The following is an 11,790-nucleotide window of genomic DNA, read 5'->3' on the forward strand; positions in this document are numbered from 1 at the left end:
AACGTCCTCTTCGAAGGACGCCGTATCGTCGCCGCCGGACGGGCGGAGACGCCAAACGCCTGTGGAGCGCCGGTAAGACGGGCACCCGTGCCCGCGCAGCGCGGTGAAGCAGGAAGCCCCCGGAAGGGTCAGACGACCCAGGCCGGAATCCCTGGACTTTAGGCCAGGGAGCACGTCAACTGCGCGCAGTTCGGTGACGCCGGTGAGATCGTCGGCGGCGTGGGCGGTGGGGGTGGGCGGTGGCGCCGGCGAGGTGGAGGCGCCGGGTGCCGTGCTCGATGAAGACCAGGGCGTACAGGCGCTTGAGCGAGATGGTCTCGAGGTGGAGGAAGCCGGCGGCGAGGATGCCGTGGGCCCGGGCGTTCCGGAACGGGCGCCAGGTCGGGCCGGAGCGCTGCGGGGCGGGGTCGATGCCCGCGGCGTGCAGGATCCGCCAGACCGTGGACGGGGCGATCGAGCAGCCACGGCGCGCGAGTTCGCCCCGTATGCGGCGGTGGCCCCCGTCCTGTTCTCCTTGGCCAGGCGCAGGACGAGCTGCTTGACGGTGGGTGTGGCGGACGGTCCGCCAGAGCGGCCTCTCGGTGCGCAGGTCCATTTCCGCGCGATGAGTTGCCGGTGCCGGCGCAGCGGTGGGGGGGTGACCGTGAAGACCTGGCGCCAGCGGTCGCGAGGGATCAGCCGCGAGAGCGCGGCGAGCCAGATCCGGTCGGCGGGCTCGGAGCGGACCCCGGCGACCCGGCGGCGCAGCACCGCCTTCTCAGCCGCAACGCCAGCACTTCCGCATCCTTGGCCACGCGGTTGCGCAATACGGCAGCGGGCACCGTGATCAGGTTCCGGACCCGCGCGGTAACGATCGACAGCGACCTCCGCAGATCGTCCCAGGAAAGCCGGGCCCGCTCCGTCCGGATCAGCAAACGTGCAGGCCACAGCCGCGAATCGTATTTTCGAGCGGGACAGGCAACGGCAGCGAAAGGAGCGGACGGTCACGCACCGCAGCACCCTGGGCGATCTTCATGATCGGCGTCGTGTTCGGTCTCGCGATGGACTACGAGGTGTTCCTGGTCACCCGTATGCGCGAAGCACACGTCCATGGCGAGAGCCCCCGGCAGGCCATCGTCACCGGGTTCCAGCACGGCACCCTGGTCGTCACCGCCGCGGCCGTCATCATGATCTGCGTCTTCGCCGGCTTCATCGGCTCCAACGAGGCGATGGTCAAGATGATCGGCTTCGGTCTCGCCATCGCCGTCTTCTTCGACGCCTTCATCGTCCGCATGACCATCGTCCCGGCCGTGCTCGCCCTGCTCGGCGACGAGGCCTGGTGGCTGCCGAAGTGGATCGACAAGGCACTGCCCAACGTGGACGTCGAGGGCGGGGCTTGACCAGGCACCTCGCCGACACACCTCAGGACCCAGAAGAACAGCGCGAGTTGACCCGCGTCTGACCCACCGGGGTCGCAGGATCCCGGGGATGCCGATACGAGCGGATCGTGAACATCCCCGGGCACCGCGCCGGACCGTGGGGACGGGACCGGCACGGCAAGAAGCCCGACAGTGGTCGAATCGAGCGGCCGACCACTGCCGGCGCAGTTCCGAGAGCATTTTGCCTATTAGGCAATTTAATTGCCCAATAGGCAATTCGGCGTCTATATCTGCGTCAAGGCGGCGGTGACAGAACCTCCCGTCGCTCCGCTCTACGGCTCTTTCGAGACCGCCGCGCCCGCGGCACAGGGAGAACACTATGAGTCGAGCTCACGTGCTCGTCGACGCCGCCTGGGTCCAGTCCCACCTCGACGACCCCCGGGTCGTCCTCGTCGAGGTCGACGAGGACACGACCGCCTACGACACCGACCACATCCGCGGTGCCCTGCGCATCGACTGGAGACTGGACCTCCAGGACCCCCTCCGCCGCGACTTCATCGACCAGGCAGCATTCGAGAAGCTGCTCTCGGAGAAGGGCATCGGTCGCGACGACACCGTCGTCCTCTACGGCGGCAACAACAACTGGTTCGCCGCGTTCGCCTACTGGTACTTCAAGGTATACGGCCACCAGGACGTACGGCTGCTCGACGGCGGACGCAAGAAGTGGGAACTCGACGGCCGTGAACTGGTCGGCGAGACGGTCACCCGTCCGGCCACCACGTACACGGCGTCCCCCGCCAACTCGTCGATCCGCGCACTGCGCGACGAGGTGCTGTCTGCCATCGGCTCCCACAATCTGGTCGACGTGCGGTCGCCGGAGGAGTTCTCGGGCAGGCTCAGCGCCCCGGCCCACCTGATCCAGGAGGCCGCCTTGCAGCGTGGCCACATCCCGACCGCGGTGAACGTCCCCTGGTCCAGGGCCACCAACGACGACGGCACCTTCCGGTCCGACGACGAGCTGGCCGCCCTGTACGCGAACGTGGACACGGCTCGGGAGACGATCGTCTACTGCCGTATCGGCGAGCGCAGCGCGCACACCTGGTTCGTGCTCAGCGAGCTGCTCGGCCACGAACACGTGCGCAACTACGACGGGTCGTGGGCCGAGTACGGCTCCCTCGTCGGCGTCCCCATCACCCTGCCCACCGCAGGCTGACCGCCCGAGCGCTCCCCCACGACGACGAAGGAGTGGCAGACAGCATGACCAACCGGCCGGAGCCCCCGCTCCTCGGCCCGCCGGACGGCCGACCCGACCTCGGGCTGGTGCCCGTCCGCTCATGTGGTGGGGCGGGCTCGCCGAATTCCGACCAGCCCCCTCCCCGCGCGGCGCGCAAAGGGCGGTCCGAGGGACAGTGGGCGCTGGGCGAGCGAACCCCGCTCAACGCCAACGAACGGTTCAAGCTGGAGGACGACGGACTCAACGTCCGCGACCGCGTCGAATCCGTCTACGCCTTCACGGGCTTCGCCGGCATCGACCCCGAGGACCTGCACGGGCGGCTGCGCTGGTGGGGTCTCTACACCCAGCGCCGGCCCGGGATCGACGGAGGCAGGACCGGCACCCTGGAGCCGCACGAACTCGACGACGAGTTCTTCATGCTCCGCGTCCGCCTCGACGGCGGACGCCTCACCACCGAACAGCTGCGCACCATCGGCGAGGTCTCCCGAGGCTTCGCCCGTGACACCGCCGACCTGACGGACCGGCAGAACATCCAACTGCACTGGATCCGTATCGAGGACATGCCGGAGATCTGGCGGCGGCTGGAGGCGGTCGACCTGACTACCGCCCAGGCGTGCGGCGACACCACGCGCGTCTTCCTGGGCAGTCCGGTCGCCGGTGTGGCCGCCGACGAGGTCATCGACGGCAGCCCCGCCATCGACGCCATCCACGAACGCTGGGTCGGGGATCCCGCGTTCTCCAACCTGCCCCGCAAGTTCAAGACGGCTATCAGCGGTTCACCGCTCCAGGATGTCGCCCACGAGATCAATGACGTCTCGTTCGTCGGCGTACGCCACCCCGACCTCGGCCCCGGCTTCGACGTCTGGGTCGGCGGCGGGCTGTCGACCAACCCGATGCTCGCCCAGCGGCTCGGCGCCTTCGCCACCCTGGACGAGGTGCCGGAGATCTGGGCCGGTGTCGTCTCCCTCTTCCGCGACCACGGCTACCGCAGGCTCCGCAACCGGGCCCGGCTGAAGTACCTCGTCGCCGACTGGGGCATCGCGCGGTTCCGCGAGGTTCTGGAGGGGCAGTACCTCAAGCGCGCGCTGACCGATGGTCCCGCGCCCCTTCCTCCGACCGGCCCCCGCGACCATGTCGGTGTCCATCCCCAGCGAGACGGCCGCTTCTACATCGGTGCCGCACCAATGGCGGGCCGGGTGTCGGGCACGTCCCTGATCTCCCTGGCCGACCTCGCCGAGGCCCACGGCTCCCACCGCGTGCGGACCACACCGCACCAGAAGATCCTGGTCCTCGACGTGCCCGGCGACGCGGTGGAAGACCTGGTCCGGGGCATGGAACCACTCGGCCTGCGGGCACGCCCCAGCACGTTCCGCCGCAACACCATGGCCTGCACCGGCATCGAGTTCTGCAAACTGGCCATCGTGGAGACCAAACGGCGGGCGGCCGCCGCTGTCGAGGAACTGGAGCGGCGTCTGCCGTCCTTCGACCAGCCCCTCACCGTCAACATCAACGGGTGTCCGAACAGCTGCGCCCGATCCCAGATCGCCGACATCGGCCTCAAGGGCCAGCTCGTCCTCGACGACCAGGGGCGCCAAGTCGAGGGCTTCCAAGTGCACTTGGGCGGGGCGGTCGGCATGGAGGCCCGTTTCGGGCGCAAGCTCCGCGGCCACAAGGTCACCGCCGACGATCTCCCCGACTACATCGAGCGCGTCGTACGGCGCTTCGACGCGGCGCGCGGCCCCGACGAGGTGTTCGCCGACTGGGTGGCCCGCGCGGACGAGGGCGAACTCACTTAGCGTCACCTGCGCGGTGGCCGGGCAAGGAGCGGTAGAGGGCCAGGTGCCGGCGTGCCGCCGTGCCGCCGTGTCCCAGGTGTGCGAGGCGGCGAGGTCCCGTCCGGCGGACCGTCGGACCGGGTCCTCCACGGTCATGGCGTGGCCGAGTTCGGTGGCCAGGGCGTGCGGGGTGTCCGCGAAACGCGCGGCTGCTCCGAACACCTCCCGCAGTACGGGCACGTCCCGCACGACCAGCGGTACACCCGCCGCCAGGGCCTCCATCGCGGCCAGGCCGAAGCCCTCCTTCAGGGAGGGGAAGGCGAGACTGCCGCGGCGCCCACCAGGGCGGGCAGTTCGTCGTCGTCCACCGGCCCGAGCCCGACCGGCTCGACACCGAGTTCGGCGGCCCTCGCCTCCCAGCGGGCGCGGTAGTCCCGGTAGTCGAAAAGGGTCTCGCCGCCCGCGATCGCCAACCGCGCGTCGGGTGTTCGGCGCGCAGGAGGGCGTAGGCCTCCAGCAGGTCGAGGGAGCCCTTGCGGGGTTCGATGCCGCCGATGGCGAGGACGTAGCGGCCGAGCCGTGAGCGCCACCGCTGCCGCGCGGCCGGGTCGGTGGTGGCGAAACGCTTGTAGGCCACCCCGTTGGGGATGACCTCCGCCGTCAGGCCCCAGCCTTCCCTCAGCTCCTCCGCCACCGAGCGCGAGACACAGATGTGGGCGTACGGCTCGACGATCGCCTTCTCGTGGCAGGCGGCCAGTTCGGGGGTGGTGAAGTGGTCGAGGTGGTGGACAGTGCGGACGCAGCGGCCGACGGCGTTGGCGCTGATGCAGTCCTGGGCGTGGACGATGTCGTAGGGCGCCGGGTCGAAGGCGTCACGGAGGGTGGCGATGGAGCGCAGGATGCGTGCACCGACGCTCTCGCCGGGCGGGACGTCGGGGAACGGGACGATCCGCAGCCGTACGGCCGGGTCGACGGGCCGGAAGAAGCCCTCGTCGCCGCCGCGACCCAGGGTCCAGACCGTGACGTCCTCGCCGAGCGCGGCGAGGGTGTGGACGCCCCCGCCGGGCGGCTTGGTGGAGTAGCTGAGCAGGGCGATCTTCACGAGGTTCCCTCTCGGTAGGCGCTCGGCCGCCGTTCGTCGAGGTGCCGCACATTGCCGCAGGCTTCCTTGTGGATGCCCAGATCCTGGGCGACGTGCGCGACCGGACGGCCCGAGGTCCGGACTTCGCGGACGGCTCGCTCACGCAGCTCGTCGGGGTACTTCCGTGGTGCAGGCATCGGACCTGTGTGCCCCTATCTATGAGGCGATCATGCCTGGCTTCAGGGCCGCTCCAAAATCCGGTTCAGCTCACTTATCGAAGTACCCGTCATGCCGCGCGGCAGGCTCTGGCGGAGAAGCCTGCAGGTCACGTCCAGAACCGTGTTTCCGAGCGGGACACCCTGGTGGGCTCCTTCAACAGCCTTCCCCTCCTGGCCGCCGTCGAGCTACAGGTCCGAGACGACGTCCACCAGCGTCTGGAGCTCCTGGCGAGCAACGACGGCCTGCCGAACCGGCGTGCACCAGTGGCTGACCGGATCACCGAGTTGACCAGTCGCGTGGCGTCCAGCCACATCCCCGACGAACTCAAGGAGTTGGAGACCGGCCTACCCAAGACCGCCTCCGCACCCGAGATAACCGCAGCCGCCAGCGCCCAGCAGCACGTTGCACGCCGACACGACCGCGGCCTGCGCCGCTCTCCTGGTTCTCATGGAGCGACGACACCGCATGCCCCGGCCGCGAGGCCGGGGCATGCGGTGCTTCTTACGGGTTCGCAGCCGGACGCGTCGCGGCCCGTCGTCGGCCCGTATGCGTACGAAGGCCGTGGACGAGGGCCGCGGTCGAAGGCCGCGTACGGGCCGCTCGCCGTGTACCGCCTAGACGTACCGCCTAGTCGTCGATGGCCGCCCCGTACAGCGCGTCCGTCGGCAGGCCGCCGAACGCGCTCGGGCCGTAGCTCCAGGAGCTGGAGGTGGTCAGGCCCGAGCTGCCCGCGGAGAACACCCAGACGTAGCCGTCGTTCGTGTTCTCACCGGGTGCCGAGGCGAGCAGGCCGAAGCGGCCGTCGTCGTTCGGGTCGGTGAAGGAGACCTGGCCGCCGAACTTGTCGCTCTTCTCGACGGTGCCCGGGACGTTCGCGGTGCCCTGGTTCACAGACAGTGCGCCGGTGGACGTCATGCCCCTGACCGAGCCACGCAGGACCGTGACGGCGCCCGCGTTGGCGACGGCGCCGATGTCCTCGCCCGCGACACCGATCGCCACGTCCGCGTATCCGTCGCCGTTGCTGTCGCCGACAGAGAGGTCGGTGCCGAAGCCGTCGCCCTGCTCGCTCGTGCCCGGCACGCCCGCCGAGTTCTGGGTCCACCACACGGGAGGGGTGCCCGGCCCCTCCTGGCCGGCGGGCCCGTCCGCACTACCGTAGTAGACGCCGACCATGCCGCCGCTCATGCTCTCGCCGCCGTCGTCCGGGCTGTGCGGCTCGCCGGTAACCAGGTCGTCGTAGCCGTCGCGGTTGATGTCGCCGGACGCGACGACCGGGCCGCCGCGCACCGCGGTGATCGGCAGCGGCTCTTCGTTCGACGCGGTGCCGGGCAGGATGTACGACCAGCCGTAGCCCGGCTCGTCGCCCACGCTGGTGCCGGAGACAACCAGGTCGGCGAAGCCGTTGTTGTCGTAGTCGCCCGTGGTCATCGACTTGGGCTGGATGCCCGGCGCGTCGGCGGCGGAGGCCTGGCTGAGCGTCTTCCGCGGAGGCGAGGTGAGCGTGGTGCGCGACTTCTGCACCGGCCGCCGCGCCTGCGCGTCCGCGCTCTTGGCGGTGGGCTGGGGGGCGGGCTCGAAGGTGTAGATCGTCAGCCCGACCGAGTCCATGACCGCGAGGAAGTCGCCCGGAGTGGTGTCGCCGAAGCGGGCCGCGGCGAGCGATGCGCCGAACCTGCCGTCCGTGGTGAGGTCGTCGGACTGCAGCCAGTCGCTGGCCGATCCGGTGAGGCCGTTCGGCGTGCCCCACAGGACGACCGCGCCGCCCGCGTTGGCGACGGCGCCAAGGTCCTCGCCGGGGATGCCGATGATCGCGTCGTCGTAGCCGTCGCCGTCGAGGTCGCCGGTGGCCAGCGACTTGCCGAAGCCGTCACCGGTCTCGGCGGCGCCGGGGACGCCCGTGGAGTTCTGGCTCAAGGCCTTGACCCTAGTCGTGCCGATGCCCTTGGGTCCGCCGTACTGCACGGTTACCATGCCAGCACCCTTGTACCCGCCGACCGCCGCCCCGGGGCCGCCGACGAGCACGTCGTCGTATCCGTCGCCGTTGAAGTCGGTGTTGCGGTCGTTGGCGTGTGTTCCGCCGGGTGTTCCGGCGTAGACGCTCGGAGCGGTCGCGATGACCGCACCCGTCACGAGGAGAAACGATGCCGCCGCGACGGCGGCCGAGCGGTGCTTGCGCATGAGCGGCTCCTTGGCTCAGATACGACCGGCTGGCTCGGGGGGCGCGGGAGGCGTCCGGATAAGTCCCGTTCCTATGTCCGGCGCCATGTTTGACGCCGCATGGGAAGGAAGGGTTGTACAGGAGGCATGTCTGTTTTATAGAAGATCACCTCTTTGCCGAAGAAGATCGTTTCGAGTCGGGCACCCGGAGCGAGGACAGCCACGCACACGCGAAAGGCCGGAGCCACACACGAGGTGACTCCAGCCTTCGACGTTTGATCAGCCGACGGGAACCGCTACTTGCACGACCGCGACCACAACGCAGCCCGCAACGTCCTCTTCGAAGGACGCCGTATCGTCGCCGCCGGACGGGCGGAGACGCCAAACGCCTGTGGAGTGCCGGTAAGACGGGCACCCGTGCCCGCGCAGCGCGGTGAAGCAGGAAGCCCCCGGAAGGGTCAGACGACCCAGGCCGGAATCCCTGGACTTTAGGCCAGGGAGCACGTCAAGTCACAAGCCCGCCGAGCACGCCAACGAGGGAGAAGCCCCAGGCCAGGGACCTCTGGACCCCAGCAGGAGTCACGGGAACTCACGAGATGTCGCACAGTCCGGGAGGGACCGGCGCGAGCGGGAGAGAGTCCAGTTGGGCCTGCCAGTGCTGAGGCCCTTTCCCGAGCATCTGGACCGCGGGTGACGGATCCCGTCATGAACACCAGGCCCCGGCTGGCCCTGCTGCGTGAGCAGGGCGGGGCCCTGGCCTTCGGCCTTCGGGTCAGGGCCCCGCTCGCGTATGGGACGGCCGTTGCTTCCGGGGCAGGCACGCCACCAGCTCACGGCCTGTTCGCGGTCTTCTGCAGCATGCCTCAACCGCTGGGGGTGCGTCGAGGACTGTTCACGATGGTGAGGACGGCTTCGAGGACGGAGTCGGCCTCGATGTCGGGGCGTGGCCTCATGCCGTTCCAGCTCCGGCCTCTGCGGAGCCAAGCGGTCCGCAGACCGGCCTGTGCTCCCCCGACAATGTCCTCAACCGGTGCGTCGCCGATCATCCATCCGGCCAGGTCAGCACCACAGCGGCGGGCCACCTCTTCGAAGATCCGTCGATCGGGCTTGCACACGCCGACATCCTCCGCGACGCACAGCGCGTCGATCAGCGCTGCCAGCCCCGAACGCGCGAGTTTCTGGCTGGTCCTGATGGTCGAGCCGTTGGTCACCACTCCGATCTTCCAGCCCGCGTCGCGGAGCAGGGTCAGTGCCTGAATCGACTCCTCTTCTGTTCCGTAGCACAAGGGGTAGCTGGCCGCGTACCAGTCGTGGATCTCGGCTTCGGTCATACGGATCCCGGGAAGCGACCGCACCAGTGCCAGGAACTCGTCCCGCGGCGTCGTGCCCTGGTGGTCGGCGTCAATGATGGCTTGAACGGCGTCTTCGGCCATGTCTTCTCGGCGGACGAGCAGCCGGGCCCAGCGCCGGATGGCGGCCGAACGGCTGACCAGCGTGTCGTCGAAGTCGAAGAGAGCCAGCATCAGTTCAGCTCTGTTTCTGCCGCAGTGATCCGGAGACGCGCAGTACCCGGTTGGCGAGGAAGCGGCGCTTGCCGAACAACCGGGTCACCCCTGGATCGTCGGCCTGGCTGAGTTCGTCGGAGCCGCGGCAGGCAAAAACCACGCTGCGTCGCGACGATGCCGAGGTGTTGCGGCCCACGCTGTGGAAGCACAGGCAGTTGAGGAGCAAGACGCCGCCGGCGGGCATTTCGACAGGCAGTTCCTGGCCGATCAAGTGCCGGTACTGATCATGTTCGTCGGCCCAGTTGCCCCCACCCCCACCGGACTGAGGTCCGGCGTACGGCAGATGGTGTGATGCCGGGACCACCGTGGTACAGCCGTTCGCGACGGTGGCGGGCTCGAGATAGATGAAGACAGCGACGAGCGGCTGCGACCATTGCTGAATATCGCGGTGCAGACGGAACGGGATGTCACCTGGGTTGTTCAGCGTTGCATGATTGTGTCTGGCGTGCACCACGTCGACCGCTGGCCCAAGGACCTGACGCAGCCCTGCTGCAACGACCTCATGACGCAGCGCTTCGAGGAAGACCGGGTCCCGCTCCAGCAGGTCATCGAGCCGGCAGATCTTTCCTGCGTCGTTGACACGGTACGGCGGGACGCCACGAGCGAAGTGGTCATCGACCACCGTCCGCATCCGGTTCACCAGATACGAAGGCAGGCGGTCGGGCAATTTCGTGTAGCCAGTCGCGTCGAAGAAGCGGGCCAGGTCTGTCATTGTCAGCTCCCGTGGGCGATCTCGCGCGTTTCCTCGTCCGTCCACATCGCCTCGAATTGACTTCGAAAGCGTGCGTACCACAGCGCGTCGGTCGCCCGTGCAACGAAGAATCCCGGACGCCAGGAGGATGGCTGCCGCCACGACCAGAACCAGATATAGGCGTGCGCTGTCTCGTCGTCCGAGTCGAAGAAGTACGCGGTGAAAGGCGGCATGATGTCGTAGGCGCGCAGTTGGAGACATTCAGCCGGGGCCGCTGCGGCGGCCCTGATCGATGTCAGGGTTGCGATGGCGCTGCGGTGTTGATGGCGGACGTCTTCGGCCGATGCCTTGGGGGTGGAGCTGCGGCGGTTTGCATCGAGGACCGCTTGGCCCTCCGGATCCTGCATGAGGACGCGGACCCGGCCGCCCGACCTGAGGATGCGGCCGATCTCGTTGGAGTAGGTGACCGCCATCCGATTGTGGCCGAAGCCGCACATGTCGACCGCACGGGCGTCCTCCCAGGACCCGGCGAACCGAGGGCTGTTATGCACGTAGTTTTCGACGAACAAGCCGGTCGCGGTGGGTGTGTGCCCGTTGGAGGCGGCCGGATCGATCATCGTGTCGAAATCGGACGGCGGCACCGGCTCACTCTCGGCAGCCGGACGGGCGCGCATGAGCAGCTGCAGTAGCGCGAGGTCAGCCTGGTGGCGCACGTTGCGCGAACTGCCGATCCACGCATGGTTCAGTGCGAAGTCCTCAACTCTGTCGAGCCAGTTGAAGTCACCGAAGGCGCAGTCGATGTTGAAACTGAGCCTCAACAGCTCCCGCTCGCGTGGCGGTGCCCTCTCGATGAGCTTCTTGAGGTTGTCCAACCCCTTTTTGAGTTGACTGTCTGTGTCGTCCTCAATGGCCAGTACCCGGCGTTTGACGAAGCCAGAGAGGTAGTAGAGATCACCGGGACTGGTGATGCCCCTGCCGTGGCGCAGCCGTTGCAGGCTGTCGAAGTCGTCACGTAAGCCCTGAGCCCTCGCCAGCATCGCCACGGTGACCCTCATGAGAACACGTTACGCCGCCGGGGCGGTGTCCACTGGTGTCCAGCGCGTTCCAGTGCACGTCCCTTGAAGGGCTGTTGGCCATGCGAGGGCCCAGCGCATCGTCTTCCTGTCAGTGTCGGCAAACCGATCGGAGGTTCCTTCCATGGCCCCACCACCCCGCACTCAGGCCCAGGCCCCGCGCACCACCAGCCGTTCCTTCACCGCCGTCGTGTTGCCGATGACTCAGCACATCCACGCCTTGGGCCGACCATGCGGCTGTGACACGCACAGCCCTTCTGAGGACCTCGCCACCGACGGCGCGCCACGCCAGCAACACCGCGCAGGGCGCAGGGCCGCCCGCCTGCTGCACGAGCTGGTCCTGGCCGCCGCACACGGCGCGGCGTACACGTGTGGAGCCGGCGGCGCAGGAGCTGTCCTGTACTGGCTCACCCACCGCTAGAGGAGCGGTTACTGAACTCTTCGGAGTGTTGTCGGGGGTGACGTTCGGTGATCCCTGCCGATGGCCACGACCGGACGTCATCCGCCCCACCGGGCAGTGATCTATGCGGCGATCATGGCCGGCTCCCGCGTCAGCTCGCCGAGGTCGACGACGCGGAAGGAACTCAGCCGGCGGATCAGCTGCGAGGCGAGCAGAGTGGGCACGTTCGGGTGGCCG

Annotated in this window: 9 protein-coding genes and 3 pseudogenes; 4 read left to right on the top strand and 8 right to left on the bottom strand. The window is 68.7% G+C overall.

The window, feature by feature from the left end; genetic code table 11:
- Positions 1 to 175: 175 nt before the first annotated feature.
- Positions 176 to 595: a hypothetical protein gene (locus ACFV7R_RS45855; protein WP_385276415.1), complete on the bottom strand. Its 420-nt coding sequence runs from the start codon at positions 593 to 595 to the stop codon at positions 176 to 178.
- Positions 596 to 1,007: 412 nt separating this feature from the next.
- Between ACFV7R_RS45855 and ACFV7R_RS45860 the strand changes: the two are divergent.
- The 3 genes and pseudogenes from ACFV7R_RS45860 to ACFV7R_RS45870 all read left to right on the top strand — a co-directional run.
- Positions 1,008 to 1,441 (top strand): annotated as a pseudogene (locus ACFV7R_RS45860) (MMPL family transporter); the annotation flags it as partial.
- A 296-nt stretch (positions 1,442 to 1,737) separates the two neighbouring features.
- On the top strand, positions 1,738 to 2,571 hold the full coding sequence (locus ACFV7R_RS45865; RefSeq protein WP_385276418.1) for a sulfurtransferase: 834 nt from the start codon (positions 1,738 to 1,740) through the stop codon (positions 2,569 to 2,571).
- 44 nt (positions 2,572 to 2,615) lie between these two features.
- Entirely contained in the window at positions 2,616 to 4,388 is a 1,773-nt protein-coding gene (locus tag ACFV7R_RS45870) for a nitrite/sulfite reductase (RefSeq protein WP_385276421.1), read from the top strand.
- A 201-nt stretch (positions 4,389 to 4,589) separates the two neighbouring features.
- Here the strand turns inward: ACFV7R_RS45870 and ACFV7R_RS45875 are convergent.
- From ACFV7R_RS45875 to ACFV7R_RS45905, 7 genes and pseudogenes are all read right to left on the bottom strand, one after another.
- Positions 4,590 to 4,649, bottom strand: a pseudogene (locus ACFV7R_RS45875) (hypothetical protein); the annotation flags it as partial.
- Between the two features lie 409 nt (positions 4,650 to 5,058).
- Positions 5,059 to 5,469 (bottom strand): annotated as a pseudogene (locus tag ACFV7R_RS45880) (glycosyltransferase); the annotation flags it as partial.
- A complete protein-coding gene (locus tag ACFV7R_RS45885) occupies positions 5,466 to 5,645 on the bottom strand; it encodes a transposase (RefSeq protein ID WP_385276424.1) in 180 nt (59 codons plus the stop codon). The pseudogene ACFV7R_RS45880 and the gene ACFV7R_RS45885, both read right to left, overlap by 4 nt.
- Before the next feature lie 649 nt (positions 5,646 to 6,294).
- The gene (locus tag ACFV7R_RS45890; protein WP_385276427.1) at positions 6,295 to 7,845 is read right to left on the bottom strand and encodes an FG-GAP and VCBS repeat-containing protein; all 1,551 of its coding nucleotides are present in this window, start codon (positions 7,843 to 7,845) and stop codon (positions 6,295 to 6,297) included.
- Positions 7,846 to 8,687: 842 nt separating this feature from the next.
- Positions 8,688 to 9,347, bottom strand: a complete 660-nt coding sequence (locus ACFV7R_RS45895) for an HAD family hydrolase (protein WP_385276430.1) — start codon at positions 9,345 to 9,347, stop codon at positions 8,688 to 8,690.
- Between the two features lie 4 nt (positions 9,348 to 9,351).
- The gene (locus ACFV7R_RS45900) at positions 9,352 to 10,101 is read right to left on the bottom strand and encodes a phytanoyl-CoA dioxygenase family protein (RefSeq protein WP_385276433.1); all 750 of its coding nucleotides are present in this window, start codon (positions 10,099 to 10,101) and stop codon (positions 9,352 to 9,354) included.
- 2 nt (positions 10,102 to 10,103) lie between these two features.
- The gene (locus ACFV7R_RS45905; RefSeq protein ID WP_385276436.1) at positions 10,104 to 11,135 is read right to left on the bottom strand and encodes a DUF5919 domain-containing protein; all 1,032 of its coding nucleotides are present in this window, start codon (positions 11,133 to 11,135) and stop codon (positions 10,104 to 10,106) included.
- Positions 11,136 to 11,277: 142 nt separating this feature from the next.
- Between ACFV7R_RS45905 and ACFV7R_RS45910 the strand changes: the two genes are divergently transcribed.
- Positions 11,278 to 11,574, top strand: coding sequence for a hypothetical protein (locus ACFV7R_RS45910; RefSeq protein WP_385276439.1), 297 nt, complete (start codon positions 11,278 to 11,280; stop codon positions 11,572 to 11,574).
- Positions 11,575 to 11,790 lie beyond the last annotated feature (216 nt).

It is taken from the genome of Streptomyces sp. NPDC059866, assembly GCF_042731325.1.
GTDB lineage: Bacteria > Actinomycetota > Actinomycetes > Streptomycetales > Streptomycetaceae > Streptomyces > Streptomyces flavusporus.